Source organism: Pseudomonas fulva, from assembly GCF_023517795.1.
GTDB lineage: Bacteria > Pseudomonadota > Gammaproteobacteria > Pseudomonadales > Pseudomonadaceae > Aquipseudomonas > Aquipseudomonas fulva_D.
The window spans coordinates 914,674-936,072 of sequence record NZ_CP082928.1 but is presented as its reverse complement, the minus strand read 5'-3'; the positions used below and the strand labels follow the sequence as shown (position 1 = coordinate 936,072).

Annotated in this window: 20 protein-coding genes; 8 read left to right on the top strand and 12 right to left on the bottom strand. The window is 64.5% G+C overall.

Translation table 11 applies throughout. The annotated features are described in order from the left end of the window. Window positions 1-161: 161 nt before the first annotated feature. The 3 genes from K8U54_RS04215 (at window position 162) to K8U54_RS04205 (ending at window position 3,047) form a co-directional block, all read left to right on the top strand. Window positions 162-806, top strand: a complete 645-nt coding sequence (locus K8U54_RS04215) for an MBL fold metallo-hydrolase (protein ID WP_249909005.1) — start codon at window positions 162-164, stop codon at window positions 804-806. 127 nt (window positions 807-933) lie between these two features. After that, complete coding sequence (locus tag K8U54_RS04210) at window positions 934-1,590, top strand: OmpA family protein (protein WP_249909004.1); 657 nt, start codon at window positions 934-936, stop codon at window positions 1,588-1,590. Window positions 1,591-1,733: 143 nt separating this feature from the next. Then, window positions 1,734-3,047, top strand: a complete 1,314-nt coding sequence (locus K8U54_RS04205; protein WP_249909003.1) for a GGDEF domain-containing response regulator — start codon at window positions 1,734-1,736, stop codon at window positions 3,045-3,047. A gap of 372 nt (window positions 3,048-3,419) precedes the next feature. Here the strand turns inward: K8U54_RS04205 and K8U54_RS04200 are convergent, their stop codons facing one another. From K8U54_RS04200 to K8U54_RS04180, 5 genes are all read right to left on the bottom strand, one after another. Then, a complete protein-coding gene (locus tag K8U54_RS04200) occupies window positions 3,420-4,541 on the bottom strand; it encodes an IS481 family transposase (protein WP_249906888.1) in 1,122 nt (373 codons plus the stop codon). Between the two features lie 283 nt (window positions 4,542-4,824). Next, window positions 4,825-5,724: an acyltransferase gene (locus tag K8U54_RS04195; RefSeq protein WP_249909002.1), complete on the bottom strand. Its 900-nt coding sequence runs from the start codon at window positions 5,722-5,724 to the stop codon at window positions 4,825-4,827. Window positions 5,725-5,859: 135 nt separating this feature from the next. Continuing rightward, the gene (pta, locus tag K8U54_RS04190) at window positions 5,860-7,953 is read right to left on the bottom strand and encodes a phosphate acetyltransferase (RefSeq protein ID WP_070887951.1); all 2,094 of its coding nucleotides are present in this window, start codon (window positions 7,951-7,953) and stop codon (window positions 5,860-5,862) included. A gap of 14 nt (window positions 7,954-7,967) precedes the next feature. Then, a complete protein-coding gene (locus tag K8U54_RS04185) occupies window positions 7,968-9,152 on the bottom strand; it encodes an acetate kinase (RefSeq protein WP_249909001.1) in 1,185 nt (394 codons plus the stop codon). Beyond that, complete coding sequence (locus K8U54_RS04180; protein ID WP_249909000.1) at window positions 9,153-9,497, bottom strand: DUF3565 domain-containing protein; 345 nt, start codon at window positions 9,495-9,497, stop codon at window positions 9,153-9,155. On the opposite strand from K8U54_RS04180, the gene K8U54_RS04175 reads away from it, so the two are divergent. Further along, complete coding sequence (locus K8U54_RS04175) at window positions 9,466-9,951, top strand: FKBP-type peptidyl-prolyl cis-trans isomerase (protein ID WP_070887949.1); 486 nt, start codon at window positions 9,466-9,468, stop codon at window positions 9,949-9,951. The two genes, K8U54_RS04180 and K8U54_RS04175, sit on opposite strands and share 32 nt — an antisense overlap. Before the next feature lie 139 nt (window positions 9,952-10,090). Beyond that, window positions 10,091-10,573: a glutathione peroxidase gene (locus tag K8U54_RS04170; protein WP_249908999.1), complete on the top strand. Its 483-nt coding sequence runs from the start codon at window positions 10,091-10,093 to the stop codon at window positions 10,571-10,573. Between the two features lie 41 nt (window positions 10,574-10,614). Here K8U54_RS04170 and K8U54_RS04165 read toward each other — a convergent pair whose 3' ends face one another. Both K8U54_RS04165 and cysZ read right to left on the bottom strand, forming a co-directional pair. Continuing rightward, window positions 10,615-11,820, bottom strand: coding sequence for a glycosyltransferase family 4 protein (locus K8U54_RS04165; protein WP_249908998.1), 1,206 nt, complete (start codon window positions 11,818-11,820; stop codon window positions 10,615-10,617). A 39-nt stretch (window positions 11,821-11,859) separates the two neighbouring features. Beyond that, on the bottom strand, window positions 11,860-12,627 hold the full coding sequence (gene cysZ / locus K8U54_RS04160) for a sulfate transporter CysZ (protein ID WP_249908997.1): 768 nt from the start codon (window positions 12,625-12,627) through the stop codon (window positions 11,860-11,862). A 229-nt stretch (window positions 12,628-12,856) separates the two neighbouring features. Here cysZ and trxB point away from each other — a divergent pair, with 229 nt between their 5' ends. Further along, entirely contained in the window at window positions 12,857-13,804 is a 948-nt protein-coding gene (gene trxB / locus K8U54_RS04155) for a thioredoxin-disulfide reductase (RefSeq protein ID WP_434059985.1), read from the top strand. A gap of 156 nt (window positions 13,805-13,960) precedes the next feature. Here trxB and K8U54_RS04150 read toward each other — a convergent pair whose 3' ends face one another. The 5 genes from K8U54_RS04150 to metG form a co-directional block, all read right to left on the bottom strand. Further along, window positions 13,961-14,140: a PA3496 family putative envelope integrity protein gene (locus tag K8U54_RS04150; protein ID WP_013792455.1), complete on the bottom strand. Its 180-nt coding sequence runs from the start codon at window positions 14,138-14,140 to the stop codon at window positions 13,961-13,963. 107 nt (window positions 14,141-14,247) lie between these two features. Then, window positions 14,248-14,886, bottom strand: a complete 639-nt coding sequence (nth, locus tag K8U54_RS04145) for an endonuclease III (RefSeq protein ID WP_111460612.1) — start codon at window positions 14,884-14,886, stop codon at window positions 14,248-14,250. 28 nt (window positions 14,887-14,914) lie between these two features. Continuing rightward, a complete protein-coding gene (locus tag K8U54_RS04140) occupies window positions 14,915-16,039 on the bottom strand; it encodes an RnfABCDGE type electron transport complex subunit B (RefSeq protein ID WP_249908996.1) in 1,125 nt (374 codons plus the stop codon). Window positions 16,040-16,201: 162 nt separating this feature from the next. Next, window positions 16,202-17,005: a DUF4349 domain-containing protein gene (locus K8U54_RS04135; RefSeq protein ID WP_249908995.1), complete on the bottom strand. Its 804-nt coding sequence runs from the start codon at window positions 17,003-17,005 to the stop codon at window positions 16,202-16,204. Window positions 17,006-17,244: 239 nt separating this feature from the next. Beyond that, window positions 17,245-19,278 carry a methionine--tRNA ligase gene (metG, locus tag K8U54_RS04130; RefSeq protein WP_249908994.1) on the bottom strand — a complete coding sequence of 678 codons (2,034 nt, stop codon included), beginning with the start codon at window positions 19,276-19,278 and terminating at the stop codon, window positions 17,245-17,247. A gap of 152 nt (window positions 19,279-19,430) precedes the next feature. Here metG and K8U54_RS04125 point away from each other — a divergent pair, with 152 nt between their 5' ends. Together K8U54_RS04125 and apbC are read left to right on the top strand one after the other, a co-directional pair. Beyond that, a complete protein-coding gene (locus K8U54_RS04125; protein ID WP_070887939.1) occupies window positions 19,431-20,120 on the top strand; it encodes an OmpA family protein in 690 nt (229 codons plus the stop codon). A 94-nt stretch (window positions 20,121-20,214) separates the two neighbouring features. Beyond that, window positions 20,215-21,309, top strand: coding sequence for an iron-sulfur cluster carrier protein ApbC (gene apbC / locus K8U54_RS04120; protein WP_249908993.1), 1,095 nt, complete (start codon window positions 20,215-20,217; stop codon window positions 21,307-21,309). Window positions 21,310-21,399: the final 90 nt, after the last annotated feature.

Genomic DNA, 21,399 nt, shown 5'->3' with positions numbered 1-21,399 from the left:
GAAAAGCCGGCTCAACGCCGGCTTTTTGTTGCCCGCTCGGTTGCTATTCGGCGCCAAGGGCAGGCAGCCCTGCTTGGCGATCTGGCGACTGGCCCAGCGTGCAGTACCTGGTGCCGGTTAGAATGGCCTCCCTGCCTGCCATCTGCTTTACAGGAACGCCCATGCAATCGACATCCCCAGCCTTGATCCGCGAAACCTTTGCCGTCGGCCCTTTGCAGTGCAACTGCACCATCATCGGCGATCCCGTCAGTGGCAAGGCACTCGTGGTCGACCCGGGTGGCAATCCCGATCTGATCATGGCGCGGCTGGAGGCCCATGGCCTCAAGGTGGTGAGCATCATCCACACCCACGCGCACCTGGATCATTTCCTGGCGTCGGGGCAGATGAAGGAGAAGACTGGCGCGACCCTGCACCTGCACAAGGACGATCAATTCCTCTGGGACAACCTGGAGATGCAGTGCCAGATGTTCGGTGTTCCCTACACCCCCGTGCCGGCTCCTGATCAGTGGCTGGCCGATGACGAGGCGCTGGCCTGCGGCTGTGGTGTGGCATTGCACACGCCGGGGCATACCCCAGGCTCCATGAGTTTCTGGTTTCCCGAGGCCAAGCTGCTGATCGCTGGCGACACCCTGTTTCGCCGCGGCATCGGGCGCACCGACCTGTGGGGTGGCGACCACGCGAGCATCGAACGCTCCATCAAGCAGCGTCTGTACCGGCTGGATGAAGACGCCACCGTGGTGACGGGCCATGGGCCGGACACCCGACTGGGTGACGAGATGCGCGAAAACCCCTTCGTGCGTGCTTGAAAAAACAGGCGTTTACAGATTTTTTGCGCGGTCATTGTTAGCCTTGGTCGGGAACTTGGCTGCGATCGCTGGCTCGAAGCCGCGGATAAAAGTCTGCCTCTCTCCGCAAAACGACTAAGGATGACCCATGATCAAACTCCGCTCCCTGATTGCCGCAACGGCCGTTTTCGCTGTTCTGTCCGGCTGTACGGTCAACCCCTATACCGGTGAAAGCCAGGCGGGCAAGGCCGGTATCTACGGCGGCGTGGGCGCGCTGGCCGGTGCCGCGGTCGGTGCTGCCACCTCGAGCAAGAAAGACCGCAAGAAGGGCGCGCTGATCGGCGCTGCCGTTGGTGGTGCAGCCGGTGGCGGCTACGGCTATTACGTCGACACCCAGGAAGCCAAGCTGCGTCAGCAGCTGCAGGGCACGGGCGTGCAGGTGCAGCGCAATGGCAATGACCTGACCCTGATCATGCCGGGCAACATCACCTTCGCCAGCAATTCGGCGGACATCTCCAGCAGCTTCTACCCAACGCTCAACTCGCTGGTGCTGACCTTCAAGGAATTCAACAAGAACGGCGTGAACATCGTCGGCCATACCGACAGCACCGGTTCGGCCGAGCTGAACCAGAGCCTGTCCACCCGCCGTGCCCAGAGCGTAGCCTCGTACCTGGCTGCCAACGGCGTGGCTTCCTCGCGCATCTCGGCCTACGGCGCAGGCCCGAATCAGCCGATTGCCAGCAATGCCAACGAAGCAGGTCGCGCACAGAATCGCCGCGTGGAAATCAACCTGCGCCCGCTGTGATCCTGTCAGCCCGTATTGGAAACCCCGCTTCGGCGGGGTTTTTATTGTCTGTCGATTCGATGGATGTGGCTACGCCGCAGGCGAGAGCTAGACTCTGCTGATCAAGGGTCGAGCCATGAAGCGACGCAGGCAGGGAGGTAAACGTGGTGCCGGATCGGGATGAGCCGCTGGAAATTCTCGTCGTCGATGATCGCCAGGACAATCTGGACGACATGCAGGAACTGCTCGAAGCCATCGAGCAGCCGGTTCACTGCGTGGACTCGGGCGCCAAGGCCCTCGAGTACCTGGCCCAGGGCGAGGTGGCGCTGGTGCTGCTCGATGTGCAGATGCCCCGCATGGACGGTTTCGAGGTGGCGCGGCGCATGCGCCATGACCCGCACACCCGCCTGACACCGATCATCTTCATCTCCGGTATGACGCAGACCGACGAGATCCTCGGCAAGGGCTATGGCGCCGGCGCGATGGACTTCATCGCCAAGCCGGTGCAGCCGGCGATGCTGTTGCACAAGGTGCGCGCGCTGCTCGAACACGAGCGCCATCGCCGTGATCTGCTGCGCCTGACCCGGCAACTGGAGCGCGAGCGGGCCTTCAATGCCTCGATTCTCGACAACACCGCCGAAGGCATTCTGGTGGTCGGCGAGGAGGGGCGTATCCGCTTCGCCAACCCGGCGATCACCCGCATGCTCGGCTGCCAGGAGGGCGAGTTGACGGGCAGCCAACTGCTGGACTGGGTCGATGTTGCCGGCCCCGTGCAGTGGCCGGATTCGAGCTTCTACCAGCATTGGCAGCGCCGCGAGCATCTGCGCCTGCATGATGCCAACCTGCGTACCCGGGAGGGCGCTGCCGTGCCGGTGGCGCTCTCCTGCTCGCCGCTGCCGGACGACGGACATGGCATGGTCCTGCTGGCGCTGGACATGTCGGTGGTGCGCGACCTGCACCAGCAGCTCGAATCACTGGTCATCACCGATGCCCTGACCGGGTTGCTCAACCGCCGTGGCTTTCTGCAGGAGTTGCAGGCCTCGATCGCCCGTCACCAGCGCACCGGCCAGAAGGCTGCCTTGCTGTACCTGGATCTGGATGGCTTCAAGCGCATCAACGACACCTTGGGCCACGAGCGCGGCGATCAGGTGCTGCGCCAGGTCAGCGCCCAGCTCAAGGGCTGCCTGCGGCCCTATGACCGCCTGGCCCGCATCGGCGGTGATGAATTCACGGTGATCCTCGACAGCCTGGGTAGCCCGGCCGAGGCGGCCTCGGTGGCGCAGAAGCTGGTCCAGCAGCTAGCCGACCAAGCCGGCGAGGGCGACCTGGCGGGATTGGGGGTCAGCATCGGCATCGCCTGCTTGCCCACCGACGGCAGCACGGTCGAAGACCTGCTGCGGGCGGCCGACACGGCGATGTACGCGGCCAAGCGCGGTGGGCGCCGGCAGTACCGCTTCTACGAGGCGGCAAGAACCTAAGAACCTGTTCAAAGTCTTCAAGCCGAGGTTCGTCGATTTTGGCAGCTAAGTGGCGTAAGCGACCGTTCAGCCGCTTTGCCTTTTTGGCGCTCCTCATGCCACAAAATTAGTAGACGACACCAATTGCCCCTTCAGGAGGCCGAGTGGAATCGTTGTATAGGGGGACGAGCCGCATGGATGCGGCGAGAGGCCTGATGGGCCAGGGATGGCCCTTCCAGGCCGGCCCCCGGAACGACGATGCAACGAGGGAACCCCAGCGCAGCTGGGGCCGGATGTCGGGGCTAGACCTTTTGGTTACTTTTGGGGCAATGCTGTACGGACCGGAGACATAGTGGACGCATGTGCGGGGACATGGTTGACACATTATGGACGCTAATAATCCGGCATGTTCAGGTCGATGGTTCGAAGATGGTGATGACAAAAATACAGGTCAAATAATAAGTCACTGTCTGCACGAGGACGGACAGCAACCAGTTGCCCAGCTAGCCCTTTGGCGACACGGAAGTAGCGTTTCCTGAAGCGCAAGCGGTTGTGATAGACCTTGGTCAGCACGTCATCCACGCCATATTCGAACTCAGGCAGCGTCTCAGGAAATCGCCAGGGGCTCATGCGGTAACGTGACATCGGCACCTGATAGCCCAGGGCTTCGTGAGGCCGTTGATGGTTGTAGATGTTGCGCCAGCGATCCAAGGCGGCTTGCGCCTCATCCAAACTATGAAAGTGTTTGCCCTTGAGGGCTTCGAGCTTGAGTGCTCGATGAAATCGCTCGCACTTACCATTGGTTTGAGGATGGTAAGGACGGCTGAAACTTAACCTGACGCCTAGCCTGACCAGCCAAACACCGAGCTCAGAGAGTTCTCCCGGGTTACGTGGTGACCCCCAGGGCGGGCCGTTATCCACATTGATGCGCGCCGGTAAACCGTAACAGCGAAAGATCTCAATGAGCTTCTCCTGAACCGTCAGACGCTGTTGATTGCCACAAGCCTGGATCGCAAGGCTGAAGCGCGAGTGATCGTCCACCACGGTAAGTGGGTGGCAATGACCCTCAGCGGTCTGAAAATAGCCTTTGAAGTCCATCTGCCAGAGGTCATTGGGCGCATCATGCTCAAAGCGCAGCCAAGGCTTCTTGATCTCCTCGCCTGCTGGCTCGACCAAGCCGTGTCGATGCAAAACATTGGTGACCGTGCTGGGCGCAATGGAACAGTTCAGCACATGGCTAATCTTGCGCCCGCCCCAGGCAGGGTGCTCGCGACGCAAGGCGACAACCTTTGCCTCAAGATCCGGTAGCGTCTGAGAGGGGCTGCTGTGCGGCCGCCTTGAGTGCTCCTGCAATCCTTCGGAGCCATGCTCTGCATAGCGGCGTAGCCATTTGTATGCTGTTTGCGGACTGATACCGAAACGCCGACATAACTCTCGTCGGTTGCTGGCGGCATCTAACGCCAAGGCAACGAACTCTTCCTTCAGGCTCATAGCATCTCTCGTATTCCAGGGCATGGTGGGACTCCCGGCAAGGTCTACTCACCGAAAGTGTCAACCATGTCCCCGTACACCTGTCAGCTATGTCTCCGGTCCGTACAGGGCGATGCCAAAAGAAACCCGCTCGACAGAGCGGAACCGAACGTATGAACAACGCGATAACGCTGGCAAGCCCAGCTCTCGCATCTAGTCTGGAACGTAAAGAGTTCGGGGCTAAAGCCCCTCCTACGAGTTACGCGAACGACCGCTTTTGCCTTGTAGCAGCCTCTTTCATGTCGCCTGAAAAGATCCTGAACAGGTCCTAAGGATGCTGCTGGTGCAAGCGCTCCAGCAAGCCGTCCTTGGATTCCCAGAGCGTATTGATCCACTGCTGGAAATCCTTGCGATAGGCCTCGTCCTGGTCATAGGCGCGGCCGATGAAACGATCCGGGATCGGTAGCTGCTCGACCACCACCACCACTTCGTCGAGCTGCCCGCTGAGCAGGGTCCAGAAACCCGGGCTGCCCTGGGGGTAATGCAGGGTCACGTTGATCATGCCGTGCAACTGCTCGCCCATGGCATCGAGCACGAAGGCCAGGCCGCCGGCCTTCGGCTTGAGCAGGTAGCGGTAGGGCGACCGTTGCTCCTGGTGCTTGGCCGGGGTGAAGCGGGTGCCTTCGACGAAATTGAAGATGCCCACCGGGTTGTGGCGAAACTTGGCGCAGGTGCGGCGGGTGGTCTGCAGGTCCTTGCCCTTCTTTTCCGGGTGTCTGGCCAGGTATTCCTTCGAGTAGCGTTTCATGAAGGGAAAGCCCAGCGCCCACCAGCACAGGCCGATCACCGGCACCCAGATCAGCTCCTGCTTGAGGAAGAATTTCAGCGGGCGGATGCGCCGGTTGAGCAGGGACTGCAGCACCAGGATGTCCACCCAGCTCTGGTGGTTACTGGTAACCAGGTAGGAGTGCTCGTAATCGAAGCGCTGGTCACCCTCGATATGCCAGCGGGTTTTACCCAGCAGGTTCATCCATGCCTTGTTACAACTTATCCAGCCCTCCTGGATGACAATCATCAGGCGGTCGCAGCCACGTTGCACCAGCGGCAGGGGCAGGACGATGCGCAGCAGGGTGACGGCGAACAGCGGCCAGCACCAGAACAGCGTGTTCAACGCCAGCGAAACGCTGCCCAAAAGGCCGAGCAGTGGGGCAGGCAGGAAGTGCAGCATGGACGTGCGAACCTCAGGCAGGTTGGCGCCCGGCAAGCGTGCCGGGCGTGAATGGCGCACAGGGTAACCATTGGTGATGGAACTGCAAGTCGATCCGAATGCCGGGTGTGTCACCGGCGTTCGGATCGGCCCGTTTCACTGGCGCATATTGGCGGCCTGGATGGCGGTCAGGGCGATGGTGAAGACGATGTCGTCGACCAATGCGCCGCGCGACAGGTCGTTCACCGGCTTGCGCAAGCCCTGCAGCATGGGCCCGACGCTGATGCAGTCGGCGCTGCGCTGCACCGCCTTGTAGGTGGTGTTGCCGGTGTTCAGGTCGGGGAAGATGAACACCGTGGCGCGACCGGCCACCGGGCTGTTGGGAGCCTTTTGCCGGCCGACGCTTTCGATGGCCGCGGCGTCGTACTGCAGCGGGCCGTCGACCAGCAACTGCGGATTGGCTTGGCGCGCCAGGCGCGTGGCCTCGCGAACCTTTTCCACTTCCTCGCCGCTGCCCGAATCACCGGTGGAATAGCTGAGCATCGCTACCCGCGGCGGGATGCCGAAGGCCTGGGCGGAGCTGGCGCTCTGCAGGGCGATTTCCGCCAGTTGCTCGGCGTTGGGGTCCGGGTTGACCGCACAGTCGCCATACACCAGCACCTGGTCCGGCAGCAGCATGAAGAATACCGACGACACCAGGTTGTAACCGGGCGCGGTCTTGATCAGCTGCAGTGCCGGGCGGATGGTGTTGGCAGTGGTGTGCACGGCACCGGAAACCAGGCCGTCGACCTCGTCCAGGGCGAGCATCATGGTGCCCAGCACCACGGTGTCTTCGAGCTGGGCGCTGGCCATCGGCGCGTTGAGGCCCTTGCCCTTGCGCAGCTCGACCATCGGCTCGACATAGCGCTCGCGGATCAGGTCCGGGTCGAGGATCTCCAGCCCTGGCGGCAGCTCGATGCCCTGGGCCTGCGCCACGCTGTGGACTTCTTCCGGCTTGGCCAGCAGCACGCAACGGGCGATGCCACGGGCCTGGCAGATGGCAGCGGCCTGCACGGTGCGTGGCTCGGCGCCCTCGGGCAGGACAATGCGCTTGTTGGCCGCCTTGGCCTGCTGCACCAGCTGGTAACGGAACGCCGGCGGCGACAGGCGCAACTCACGCGGACTGCCGCAGCGGGCGGCCAGCCAGTCGTGGTCCAGGTGGCTGGCGACGAAGTCGGCGACCTTCTCGGCGCGTTCCTTGTCGTCGACCGGGATTTCCTTGTTCAAGCGGTTCAGGTTGGTGGCCGTGTCGTAGGAGCCGGTACTCACCGTCATCACCGGCAGGCCGCTCTGCAGGGCGCCGCGGCACAGTTCCATGATGCGCGGGTCGGGGGCGAAGTCGCTGCACAGCAGCAGGCCGGCCAGCGGCATACCGTTCATGGCCGCCAGGCTGGCGGCGAGGATGATGTCGTCGCGGTCACCTGGGGTGACCACCAGGGTGCCGGGTTTGAGCAACTGCACGGTGTTGGCCACGGCACGGGCGCAGAGCACGATCTTGAGCATGCGCCGCTGTTCGTAGTCGCCGGCATTGAGAATGCGCGCGCCGAGCAGTTCGGCGATGTCGCGGGTACGCGGCGCGTTCAGTTCGTCGAGCCACGGGATGCAACCGAGCAGGCGAAATTCCGGGTGGCGCAGCAGCGAGGACTGTTCGCGCAGGCGTGCGGTGAAGGCCTCCAGGCCATCGTCGCTGCGGATCTTGTTGAGGATCACGCCGAGTACCTTGGGGTCCTTCGGGCCGCCGAACTGCTGGGCCTGGATTTCCACGCGGTCGCACAGCTCGCCGAGGGTTTCCTGCTCCTGGGCCGAGACCAGGATCACGTCGGCATCCAGGCTCTTGGCCAGGTGAAAGTTGACCCGCGCGGCGTAGCTGGCCTGACGGGTCGGCACCATGCCTTCGACGATCACCACGTCCTTGTCCTTGGCGGCTTCCTGGTAGAGGCTGATGATCTCCTCGAGCAGCTCGTCCAGGTCGCCGTCACCGAGGCGCCGCTCGACGTGGGCGAGGGCCAGGGGCTTGGGCGAATGCAGGCCGTGGGTGCGGGCCACCAGTTCGCTGGAACGCTCGGGGCCGGCGTCACCCTGATGCGGCTGGGCGATGGGCTTGAAGAAGCCCACCTTGAGCCCGGCGCGCTCCAGCGCACCGACCAGGCCCAGGCTGATGGAGGTGAGGCCGACGCCGAAACCGGTCGGCGAGATGAAAAAGGTGTGCATGGGGTTCTCCGTAATCAGTCGAGCAGCGCCAGGGTGTCGAGGGCGATCTGCCGCTCTTCGTTGGTCGGCACCACCAGCACCCGGGTATGGTCTGGCGCGTGGATCGGCCCGCTGACGCCTCGCAGGCAACGCGCGTTGGCCGCCTCGTCGAGCTTGAGGCCGAGCAGGCCGAGGTGGGCCACCGTCCTGCTGCGGATCAGCGGTGAGTTCTCGCCGATGCCGCCGGTGAAGATCAGCCCGTCCAGGCGCGGCAGGGCGCAGCTCATGGCCGCCAGGGATTTGGCCAGGCGGTAGCAGAACACCTCGATGGCCAGGGTGGCGCCGGCATGACCCTCTTCGCGGGCCTGCTCGAGGCTGCGCATGTCGTTGGACAGGCCCGACAGGCCAAGCAGGCCGCTGTCATGGTTGAGCATGCGGTCGATCTGCTCCAGGCTCCAGCCCAGGGTGCGCGCGAGGTGGCTGTGCAGGTTGGGGTCCACGTCGCCACTGCGGGTGCCCATTACCAGGCCTTCGAGGGGCGTCAGGCCCATGCTGGTGTCGCGGCTCTCGCCGTCGAGCACCGCGCAGGTCGAGCAGCCATTGCCCAGGTGGGCGACCAGCCAGGCACTGTCGCCCGCCGCCAGGCCGGTCAGCTCGGCGGCACGGGCACTGACGAAGCGGTGGCTGGTGCCGTGGAAGCCGTAACGGCGCACGCCGTGGTCGCGGTACAGCTGTTCCGGCACCGCGTAGCGGAAGGCGTGCTCGGGGAGGCTCTGGTGGAAGGCCGTGTCGAACACCGCCACCTGGGGCAGCTCGGGGTACAGCGCCAGGGCCGCCTCGATGCCCAGCAGGCCGGCCGGGTTGTGCAGCGGCGCCAGGGGCGCGACGGCGCGAATCGCGGCGATCACGTCGTCGTCCAGGCGCTTGGCGCTGGTGAAGTGCTCGCCGCCATGTACCACCCGGTGGCCGATGCCATTCAGTTGGCCGCCGCTGGCTTCCTGCACGCGCTGAAGCAGATGAGCGAGCGCTGCACGGTGATCATCGTTTGCAATCGCCTGGCTGTGCTTGATGCCATCGCGTTGCCAGTGCAATACCGCGTCGGCGCTGCCGAGACGCTCGGCCAGACCGCTGATGGCGAACGCCTGCTGGTCGGGGTCGACCAGGGCGAACTTGATGGAGGAACTACCGCAATTGATCACCAGAATATTGCGTGCGGGCATTCAAGAGTCCTTAGCATCGGGAGGCGTTGGAGCCAGTGTTGCGACACACCAGCCGCAGGTGAAGTTCGTGCCGATATGCGCGTGCCGCTGCGCCGCGTCGAGCACCCAGGGGCGATTTTGCCAGGGCGGCTGATGGCGCAGGTGTTGAGTATGACCACAAGATAAGGCAGCGACCCAGTGGCCGTCATGATCTTGCTCAAAACCGACCAGGGTAACCGTCGACGCGGCCCGCCCGTCTGGGCTTGGGTCGCTTTCACCCCCGCCGTTGGTTACACTCTCACGTTCATTTTCCTCGAGCAAAAGGTTCGCCCCCATGCAGATCGCCGCCAACAAGGCCGTTTCCATCGACTATACCCTGACCAACGATGCCGGCGAGGTGATCGATAGTTCCGCTGGCGGCGCGCCGCTGGTTTACCTGCACGGTGCCGGCAACATCATCGTCGGTCTCGAGAAGGCCCTGGTCGGCAAGCAGGCCGGTGACGAGGTCAAGGTTGCCGTCGAGCCGGAAGAAGCCTATGGCGAGTACAGCGCCGAGCTGGTCGCCACCCTGAACCGTTCGATGTTCGAAGGCGTCGACGAGCTGGAAGTCGGCATGCAGTTCCACGCCTCCGGCCCGGACGGCGGCATGCAGATCGTCACCATCCGCGAACTGGAAGGCGACGATGTGATCGTCGACGGCAACCACCCGCTGGCTGGCCAGCGCCTCAATTTCGCGGTCAAAGTCGTCAACGTGCGTGACGCCAGCCAGGAAGAGATTGCCCATGGTCACATCCATGGCGAGGGTGGTCATCACCACTGATCCGTATGTCGGCAGCGGATCGGTCGCTGCTGGCAGATGATCATGAGTGGCTGCTAAGCTGCAGTCATGGAAAGGCGCCTTTTCAGGCGCCTTTTTTGTCTTTTTCTCACTGCCTTTCGCGTTACCCGGAGCACCCATCATGAGCGCCTTTCACGACCTGACATTGCACGCATTGGACGGCCAGGAGCTGCCGCTGGCTCCGCTCAAAGGCAAGGTGGTGCTGGTGGTCAACGTCGCCTCCAAATGCGGGCTCACGCCGCAGTATGCGGGCCTGGAGCGCCTGCAGCAGACCTATGCGGATCAGGGCTTCAGCGTGCTGGGTGTGCCCTGCAACCAGTTCGCCGGGCAGGAGCCGGACGACGAGGCGGCCATCGCCCAGTTCTGCAGCCTGAACTACGGGGTGACCTTTGCGCTGAGCAGCAAGCTGGAGGTCAACGGCAGTGGTCGCCATCCGCTGTATCGCCTGCTGGCCGGTGAAGGCGCGGAGTTTCCCGGCGACATCACCTGGAACTTCGAGAAGTTTCTGGTCGGCCAGGATGGCCGCGTGCTCGCGCGTTTCTCGCCGCGTACCGCGCCGGATGATCCTGCCCTGATCCAGGCCATCGAGAAGGCCCTGGCCTGACCCTCGGGCCGCTGCCGGCGGCCCGTCATCTTTCCGCTCGTTCAATTCGCGCGCTTGGTCTCGATCACCAGGGCTGGCGTGCGTCCGCCGCTCGGTACCGGGCCGTCCAGCCGCGCGGCATGCAGGTGTTGCTCGAACTGCTCGACGATGCTCGACCAGCTCTGCCTGGCGGCGTGCTGACGGGCATTGAGACGAACCCGGCGCAGGTTCTCGCTGTTCTCCATCAGCCAGCCCGCGGCCTCGATGAAGGTGCGCTGATCGTCGGCGCTGGCCAGCATGCCATTGTGGCCATCCTCCACATGCTGGGCGGCGGCGGCCTGATCGAAGGCGACCACGCCGAGCCCCGAGGCCATGGCCTCGAGCAGCACGTTGCCGAAGGTTTCCGAAAGACTCGGAAACAGGAAGATATCGCCGCTGGCGTAATGCTGCGCCAGGGTTTCACCGCGCTGGATGCCGCAGAACAGGGCATCCGGCAGTTGCTTGTGGAGGCGCTCGCGCAGCGGGCCATCACCGACCACCACCAGCCTCAGGTTCAGCCCGGCGGACTGGCGCTGCAGCGCCTGAAAGGTGCTGACCAGCAGGTCCAGGTTCTTTTCCGCGGCCAGCCGACCCACATGCAGCACGGCGATGTCCTGCTCGGCCAGGCCCCAGCTGCGGCGTAGTTCATCGCTACGCCGGGCCGGGTTGAACAGCCCGGCATCCACACCGCGGGCGAGCAGTTCCAGGCGCTCGAAACCGCGGCGCTGCAGTTCGCAGCGCTGGCTGAGGCTGGGCACCAGGGTCATGCGCGAGGCGTTGTGGAACCAGCGCAGGTAGTTGGTCAGCAAGCGGGTCACCAGGGTGATGCCGTAATGCCCGGTGTACTGCTGGAAGTTGGTGTGAAAGCCGCTGATCACCGGTATCCGCAGGCGCCGCGCGGCGCGCAGGGCGGACAGGCCCAGCGGACCTTCGGTGGCGATATACAGCACATCCGGGCGCTGACGCCGCCACAGGCGCAGCAACTTGTGACGAGCCGACTGGCCCCACTGCAGGCCGCGGTAGCCGGGCAGTGGCCAGCCGCGGGTGAGCAGCAGGTCGTCGTCATTGGCGGCGGGGGCGTCGTGGTGCTGCCGGGGGCGGATCAACTGCAGGCGATGGCCGCGTGCGCGCAGCCCGTTGACCAGGTGGCCAAGGGTATTGGCCACGCCGTTGATTTCCGGACTGTAGGTCTCGCTGACCAGGGCGATGAATAGCGGGGGAGTGCTCATGACAGCAGTCTGGGCTGCCGTCATGTAGCGTCTGTGACATCAACGTGGCGTTTGCGTGACAACCCCGGTGCCTGCGCTCACACCCCCTTCACGTACCCAGAACAGCGTCGCGCCCGCCACGGCGGCAGGCATCATCACGATGTTCACGAAAGGGACCAGCAGGGCTGCGTAGGTGATGCCGCCGAAACCCAAGGACTGCCAACGTTTTTCGCGCAGCCAGGCGAGCATGTCCTGCCAGCTGACCTTGTTGTTGTCGGCGGGATAGTCGATGTACTGGATGGCCATCATCCACACGCCGAACAGCAGCCACAGCGGCGCTGCCACCAGATTGACCACCGGGATGAACGACAGGATCAGCAGGCCCAGGGCCCGCGGCAGGAAGTAGGCCAGCTTGCGGCCTTCGCGACCCAGGGTGCGCGGCACCATGGCGACCAGTTCGCCCCAGCTGAACGGCGGGAAGTTGTCCTGGCCGCGCACCACCACTTCGACCTTCTCGGCGAGAAAGCCATTGAAGGGGGCGGCGACGATATTGGCCAGCATGGTGAAGGTGAAGAACACCATGAGTATCACCAGCACCACGAACAGCGGCCAGAGGATGTATTGCAAAAAGCTCAGCCAGCTCGGCAGCGACGGCATGAAGGTGTCCACCCAGCCGCCGAACTGCTGTACGGCGAAGCCGATCATCAGGCTGAACAGGATCAGGTTGATGGCCAGCGGCAGCAGTACGAACAGCCGCAGGCCGGGGCTCATGACCAGTTTCAGGCCTTCGCCGAGGTACTGCGGGCCGGACAGCACGGGAGCGCGCATCGAGGTGTCTCCAACAAGTGAACGTGGCGCGACCTTACCCATTTTGCCGCCGCGGTGAAAGCCGGGCAGGGCGATAGCACGCGACTATGCCGGAGATTGGCAAAGCGCATTTCCCTGGAGCGGGCCGCCGCGGCTAGTCTGCTCGCGTCCCTTGTTCAGCCGCCGATGTCCGACCGCTTTTGGTAGGTGGCGGCTTTTTTTTGCAGCAATGCGCTGTGAGGAGTCTCTGATGTCGAGTAGCCGACACGCCCGCGTGATCATTCTCGGTTCCGGCCCTGCGGGTTACAGTGCGGCGGTCTACGCCGCCCGTGCCAATCTCAAGCCCCTGCTGATCACCGGCCTGCAGGCCGGCGGGCAGCTGACCACCACCACCGAAGTGGACAATTGGCCGGGCGACGCCCACGGCCTGACCGGCCCCGAGCTGATGCAGCGCATGCAGGCTCACGCCGAGCGCTTCGAAACCGAGATCGTCTTCGACCACATCCAGGCCGTGGATCTCGCGGCGCGGCCCTTCACCCTGGTGGGCGACAGCCTTTCCTACACCTGCGATGCGCTGATCATCGCCACCGGCGCCAGTGCCCGTTACCTGGGGCTGCCCAGTGAAACCGCGTTCATGGGCAAGGGCGTCTCGGCCTGCGCCACCTGTGACGGCTTCTTCTACCGCAACCGCGAAGTGGCGGTGGTTGGCGGCGGCAATACCGCCGTGGAGGAGGCGCTGTACCTGGCCAACATCGCCAGCCGCGTGACCCTGATCCATCGCCGTGGCGCCTTTCGTGCCGAGAAGATCCTGCAGAACAAGCTGCAGGCGCGGGTCGCCGAAGGGCGCATCGTGCTGGCCCTGAATGCCGAGGTGGACGCAGTACTTGGCGATGCCTCGGGCGTTACCGGCGTGCGCATCCGTGAACGTGACGGCGATACCCGCGAGCTGGCAGTGGACGGCCTGTTCGTGGCCATCGGGCATACGCCCAATACGGCGCTCTTCGAGGGCCAGCTGGCGCTCAGGGACGGCTACCTGCAGGTCAACGGCGGGCGCGACGGCAATGCCACCGCCACCAACATCCCCGGCGTATTCGCCGCGGGCGATGTGGCCGATAGCGTCTACCGCCAGGCGATCACCTCGGCCGGTGCCGGCTGCATGGCGGCGCTGGATGTGGAGCGCTTTCTCGACGGGCTCTGACCGGCTCGCTGCGCCTGAAACAAAAAACTTCCGGGAGAAGTTTTTGACGTCGCTTGCGACGGCCCGCAGGGTGGCCGCCAGGGACGGTAGGCCACAAAAAATGCCCGTGTCCACCGACACGGGCATTTTTCATTGGATCACGATCGTGGCGGCAGCTTACAGATCGAAGTCGTACTCGGCCAGCTGCTTGTGCAGGCGTCGCTCCTCGAGGAAATTGTCGATGATGCGTCGCTTGGTGAGGTTGGTTTTCGCCACTTCCACCGGGGCTTCGCTGCTGTCCGTTTCGTCGCTGACGAAGTCGTCGTCCAGTTCCAGGTCTTCTTTGCCGTTGCTCATGCGCTTCACTCCCGGCTACAGGGGCCATTTGCCGACCTTATAAGGGCAAACGTGAAGGGAGTAAAAAAGATTTTTTCAATCAACTCATATCAGAAAGCTATGAAGCTTCAATCGTCGGATGTCTTCGCCTTGTATTCGCACAGGTCCTCGATACGGCAGCTGCCGCAGCGCGGCTTGCGGGCCTGGCACACGTAGCGACCATGGAGGATCAGCCAGTGGTGCGCGTCGAGCAGATAATCCCTGGGCACGAACTTGAGCAGCTTCTTCTCGACCTCCACCACGTTCTTGCCGGGGGCGATGCCGGTGCGGTTGCTGACCCGGAAAATGTGCGTGTCCACGGCCATGGTCAGCTGGCGAAAGGCGGTATTGAGCACCACGTTGGCGGTCTTGCGGCCTACGCCGGGCAGCGCCTCCAGGGCCTCGCGGGTTTCCGGCACCTGGCTGCCGTGCTGCTCGACGAGAATCCGGCAGGTCTCGATGACATTTCGGGCCTTGCTGTTATACAGGCCGATGGTCTTGATGTACTCGCTCAGGCCGTCGACGCCCAGGGCGAGGATCGCCTCCGGCGTGTTGGCCACCGGGTAGAGCTTGGCGGTGGCCTTGTTGACGCCCACGTCGGTGGCCTGGGCGGAGAGGATCACCGCGATCAGCAGCTCGAACGGCGTGCTGTAGGCCAGCTCGGTCTTGGGCTCGGGGTTGTCTTCGTGCAGACGGCGGAAGATTTCAAGGCGCTTGGCGGCGTTCATGTTCGGGCATCAGGTCTGTCGTGGCGCTCTAACTGGCGCTGGTGTGCGCCTGCAGGCGGCGTTCTGCCTCTGCCAGGCGCGTTTGGGCATCGCGTATCTTGGTGCTGTCAGCCGGTTCGCTGCGCTGCAATTTGCTGAGTTCGGCGCGGGCATAGGCCAGATCGGTCTTCAACTGGCGCAGCGGTGCGCTGAGCCCAGCCTTGTCGACTAGCACACGGGCAGGCGCGGGCTTGCCGCAGCGTTCTTCAGCCAGGTGCAGAGCCTCCTGGGCGGCGGCATAGGCACTGCGCAATGGCGCCAGGGCCTGTTCGTCGAGGCCGCGGCGTTCACCGGCCTTGAGGGCCATGCGGTGGCTGGCCAGGTCGATCTTGGCCTGCTTGAGGGCCTGTTCGCCCAGGCTTGGCGCTTCCTGTGCGGGCATTGTCTGCAGCGCGGTGAGACGCTGCTGGTCGCGTTCGGCGGCCTGCTGCAGGGAGGCAAGTTGCTGGCGCTGGCCGTCATCCGGATTATCACCAAAGGCCTTCAGGGCCTTTTGCAGCTGAGCACGGCTCATGGCGGCATCGATCTTCGCCTGCTTCAGCGAGGGCGCCACGGCGGGCTGCCGGGGCGCGGCGGCGGGCGTTTCCAGCGGTGCAGGGCGTACCGGGCGAGCCGCGCGGCGGCGGGCATCGTGGCGCGCCAGGCGGGCCTGGCGATGCTGATGGCGGGTGCGGAACTGGTCGGCCCGGGCGCGTTGCACGGCGGCTTCGGCCGGCGGCAAGCTGATCAGGTCGATGCAGTCCACCGGGCAGGGGGCGATGCACAGCTCGCAGCCCGTGCATTCATCGGTGATCACCGTGTGCATCAGCTTGGCGGCGCCGACGATGGCATCCACCGGGCAGGCCTGGATGCATTTGGTGCAGCCGATGCACTCGGCCTCGCGAATCACCGCCACCTGGGCCGGCGTGGCGGGCAAGGCCAGCGGCAGTTCGGGCACCTGCAGCAGATCGGCCAGGGCGCGAAGGGTCGCGGTGCCACCGGGTGGACACTTGTTGATCGCCTCGCCCGCGGCGATGCCTTCGGCGTAAGGCAGGCAGCCGGGGTGGCCGCACTTTCCGCATTGCGTCTGCGGCAGCAGGGCGTCGATGGCGGCGATGCGCTGCGCGCTGCTCATGGGCGCACCCAGGCATGCCGGCACGGGCGTGACCCATGACGGTACGGGCAGGTGAGGTGGCGAGAGTCGATCATCGGTGTTGCGGGTCTGGCTGAAGCGTGAGCCGGGCATTATCCGGCATGCGCCGCCCCCGGTACAGGGCAAGACCACCCGGGGGTTCGTTCAGGCGCCGTTGCGCACCCGGCTGGCCTTGCGCCACAGCCAGCGGACCAGCAAGGCGAGCGGAAACAGGATGATGACGAAGGGAATACCGTAGCCAAGTAGGCGGATGGCTTCGGTGGCGCCCTCGGTGGCGTTGTCGAGCATGCCGCCGGCCGCGGCGCCGATACGCGCCAGGCGCCCGACCGGCTCGCCGTCGGTGCTGAAGCTCAGGGTCAACAGGTTGGTGGTCAATCGCCGTTGCTGCTGCGCCGATTGCTGGGCGTTACCGGCCAGTTGCACTTCCACGTCGGCCAGCTCGCGGGCCAGGGCGAGCATGTCGCTGACGCTCAGGTCACTGCGCGCCTGGTACTGCAGCAGCGTCTTGCGCTGGCGTTCCAGGCGCTGGCGTTGCTGTTCGGTATCGCTGACCGCCTGGGCGAGGTCCTCGGCGCGCGTATGCCGACTTTGCAGCTCGCCGCCTTCACCGGCAAAGCCGACCAGAGGCTCGACGCCCGCCGGTGCGATGCGCACGGTAATGCTGGCCGCCTGGTAAGCGCCCTGGCTCTGCTCGATGGCCAGCAGGTCGCACTGGCCGAAGCGCTGGCTGCTGCACGCCTCGCGCACGGCAGCCAGGCGCGGCTCGACCTGCTCGACCGGCAGGCGGATACCGACGCTGTGTTCATAGGCGAGAAAGGCGCCTTGCTGGGCCGTTTCGCCAAGCAATGCAGCGCCGGCCGGTGGCCGACCGTCACCGGAAGGTGAGCAGCCGACCAGCGTCAGCAGGGCGAGCGCGGTGGTGAGAAAACGGGATTTAGAGAAAAGCATCCCTGTACCTCGGATACAGTTCGCGATCTGTCGCGCATGGCTTGCCAGCGCGTATCTACGCCAGAAAAAAACGATACCGGACATCGGCCTGCTTTCGTGGGAGCGCGCCATGCGCGCGAAGTCGCGGGCGTGAACTAGGCGTCCCCGCCCGTTCCCACAATGAACCGCCAAACGGCCGCCTATTACGTTAATTACCAACTCCCGGCTCTGGGTGAGGAGAACCGGGTCCGATAATCATTTTACTTGACCCGCTGGCCCGGCTTGGCGCCGCTGTCCGGGCTGAGCAGGTAGATTTCCTCGCCGCCGGGGCCGGCGGCCAGGACCATGCCTTCGGACACGCCGAACTTCATCTTGCGCGCGGCCAGGTTGGCCACGTACAGGGTCAGGCGGCCCTCGAGCTTGCTCGGGTCCGGGTAGGCGCTCTTGATGCCGCTGAAAACGTTGCGCTTCTCGTCACCGATATCGAGGGTCAGGCGCAGCAGCTTGTCGGCGCCCTCGACGAATTCGCATTTCTCGATCAGCGCGATGCGCAGGTCGACGGCGGCGAAGGCGTCGAAGGCGATTTCCGCGGCCAACGGATCCTTCTTCAGTTCGCCATTGCCTGTGGGCGCTTCGGCGGCCGCCAGGTCTTCCTTGGAGGCTTCGACCATGGCTTCCACCTTGGCCGGCTCGATGCGCGCCAGCAGCGGGCTGAACGGATTGAGCGGATGATCGGCCAGCGGCGTGGCCAGGTCAGCCCAGGTCAGCGGTGCGACGTTGAGGAAGGCTTCGGCGTCGCGTGCCAGGTTCGGCAGCACCGGCTTGAGGAAGATCACCAGCTGGCGGAACAGGTTGACGCCCAGGGCGCAGATCGCCTGCACCTCGTCGGCCTTGCCGTCCTGCTTGGCCAGCGACCAGGGCGCCTTGTCGGCGATCCAGGCGTTGGCGCGGTCGGCCAGGGCCATGATCTCACGCATGGCGCGGGCGAAGTCGCGACTCTCGTAGGCGTCGGCGATGCTCGGCGCGGCGCTCTGGAAGGCATTCCACAGCTCCGGCTCCGGGTTGGCGGCAACCAGCACGCCGGCGTTGCCCTTGTGGATGAAGCCGGCGCAGCGGCTGGCGATGTTGACCACCTTGCCGACCAGGTCGGAGTTGACCTTCTGGATGAAGTCCTCGAGGTTCAGGTCCAGGTCATCGACGCCGCGGCCCAGCTTGGCCGCGTAGTAGTAACGCAGGTATTCGGGATTCAGGTGATCCAGGTAGGTGCGCGCCTTGATGAAGGTGCCGCGCGACTTGGACATCTTCTGGCCATTGACTGTCAGGTAGCCGTGCACGTTGATGGCGGTCGGCTTGCGGTAGCCGGCGCCCTCGAGCATGGCCGGCCAGAACAGGGCGTGGAAGTTGACGATGTCCTTGCCGATGAAGTGGTACACCTCGGCGCTGGAGTCCTTGTTCCAGAACGCGTCGAAATCCAGCTCCGGCCGACGCGCACAGAGGTTCTTGAGGCTGGCCATGTAGCCGATCGGCGCATCCAGCCAGACGTAGAAGTACTTGCCCGGCTCGTCGGGAATTTCGAAACCGAAGTAGGGCGCATCGCGGCTGATGTCCCACTCGTGCAGGCCGCTATCGAGCCATTCGGCGAGCTTGTTGGCCACCGACTCCTGCAGGGTGCCGCTGCGCGTCCACTGCTGGAGCATTTCCTGAAACTGCGGCAGCTTGAAGAAGAAGTGCTTGGAGTCCTTCAGTACTGGCACCGCGCCAGAAATTGTCGAGCGCGGATCTTTCAATTCGGTGGGCTCGTAGGTGGCGCCGCATTTCTCGCAGTTGTCGCCGTACTGGTCCGGCGTCGCGCATTTCGGGCAGGTGCCTTTGATGAAGCGGTCGGCCAGAAACATGCCCTTTTCCGGGTCGAAATACTGGGTCACCGAACGCGTGGTGATATGGCCAGCATCGCGCAGCTTGAGGTAGATCGCGGCGGACAGCTCGCGGTTCTCCTCGGAGTGGGTCGAATGGTAATTGTCGAAGTCGACAAGAAACCCAGCAAAATCGGCGCTGTGCTCCGCCTTAAGGCCGTCGATCAGTTGTTCGGGTGTGATGCCTTCCTTCTCCGCACGCAGCATGATCGCCGAGCCGTGCGCGTCGTCGCCGCATACATAGACGGCCTGGTTGCCGCGCAGCTTCTGGAAACGCACCCACATGTCGGTCTGGATGTACTCCAGCATATGGCCAATGTGGATCGAACCGTTGGCATAGGGAAGGGCGCTGGTAACGAGAATCTGGCGGGCTTGGGACATTGTCAGGCGGTCATCGGTTGGCGGGTGGTCGATCACTATAAAGTAAGCGGGCGCGTTCCGGCCAGCGGGCAAATTTGGCGGATATCGGCTTGAATTTCGTGAGGGCAGCGGGTTCCAACCAATACCTTCCGCTCCCAGCAAGGAGATGAACCATGCCTGCAGTTTTACGTCCGCTCGCCTGCGCTACCGCGCTGGCGCTCCTGGTGGGTTGTGCCTCGAACAACCCGTACGACAATGTCGGTGGTGGTGGCGCCGGCGGCGGCCATCGCACCGCGACCTATGGCGGCCTGGCCGCTCTGGCCGGTGCCGCGGCCGGCGCGGCGATCAACCATGACGACCGTGGCAAGGGTGCGGCCATCGGTGCGGTGCTGGCCGGCGCGGCGGGGGCCGGCTACGGCTATTACGCCGATCGCCAGGAGGCCGAGCTGCGTCGCAGCATGGAAGGCACCGGGGTGGAAGTGCAGCGCCAGGGCGATGACATCAAGCTGATCATGCCGGGCAACATCACCTTCGCCACCGACTCGGCCGAGATTGCGCCAAGTTTCTATGCGCCGCTGAACAACCTGGCCACCTCGTTCAAGCAATTCCAGAACAACAGCATCGAAATCGTCGGCTACACCGACAGCACCGGTTCGCGTCAGCACAACATGGCGCTGTCGCAGCGCCGTGCACAGAGCGTGACCAGTTATCTCACTGCCCAGGGCATCGACGGCTCGCGCCTGTCCAGCCGCGGTGCCGGCCCGGACCAGCCGATCGCCGACAACGCCACCGCCGAGGGCCGTGCGCAGAACCGCCGCGTCGAAGTCAACCTCAAGCCGCTGCCGGGCCAACCCGTGCAGTGAGTCCCGCCGGCTGGCGGCCTGCCGGTCGCCAGCCTGCATCGGCCGTGCGGCTCGGGTAGGATAGGCGTCTTTTCTGCCATCTCCGGAGCCAAGCATGAGCGCTGATATCCGCGCTGCGGTCGAAGCCGTATTGCGCCAGTACACCGACCCCCATCTCGACCAGGATCCGCTCAGCGCCGGCTGCGTGCGTGCCCTCGACGTGCAGGACGGGCAGGTCGGCGTACAACTGGAACTGGGCTACGCCGCAGGGCAATTCAAGCAGGGCTGGGCGCAGATGCTGCAGTTGGCCATCGAGAACCTCGAAGGCGTGCGCAGTGCCACTGTCGAGGTGAACTGCGTGATCGCCGCCCACAAGGCGCAGGCCCAGGTGCCGGCACTGGCCAACGTCAAGAACGTGATCGCCGTGGCCTCCGGCAAGGGTGGCGTGGGCAAGTCCACCACCGCTGCCAACCTGGCTCTGGCACTGGCCCGTGAGGGCGCGCGGGTGGGCATTCTCGATGCCGATATCTACGGCCCCAGCCAGGGCATCATGTTCGGTATCGCCGAAGGCACGCGGCCGCAGGTGCGCGAGCAGAAGTGGTTCGTGCCCCTGGAGGCCCATGGCGTACAGGTGATGTCGATGGCTTTCCTGACCGACGACAACACGCCGGTGGTCTGGCGCGGCCCGATGGTCTCCGGGGCGCTGATCCAGCTGGTCACCCAAACGGCGTGGAACGACCTCGACTACCTGATCATCGACATGCCGCCGGGTACCGGCGACATCCACCTGACCCTGGCCCAAAAGGTGCCGGTGGCCGGTGCGGTGATCGTCACCACCCCCCAGGATCTGGCGCTGCTCGATGCCAAGAAGGGCGTGGAGATGTTCCGCAAGGTGAACATCCCGGTGCTTGGCGTGGTGGAGAACATGGCTGTGCACATCTGCTCGAACTGCGGCCATGCCGAGCACCTGTTCGGCGAGGGCGGCGGCGAGAAGCTGGCGGCGCAATTCGGTGTCGATCTGCTGGCCTCGATGCCGTTGTCGATGGCCATCCGCCTGCAGGCCGATGGTGGCAAACCCACCGCCATTGCCGACCCGGAAAGCCAGATCGCCATGCTCTACCAGCAGATCGCCCGCCTGGTCGGCGCGCGCATTGCAACCAGCGCCGGCAACGCTCAGGGCATGCCGAACATCGTCATCGCCGACGACTGATCGCCAGCGCGGGTGCGCCACGGCGTGCCTGCTGCACGAAGCGCAGATATAAAAAAACCCCGCCTAGGCGGGGTTCTTTTGCGGAAGGAG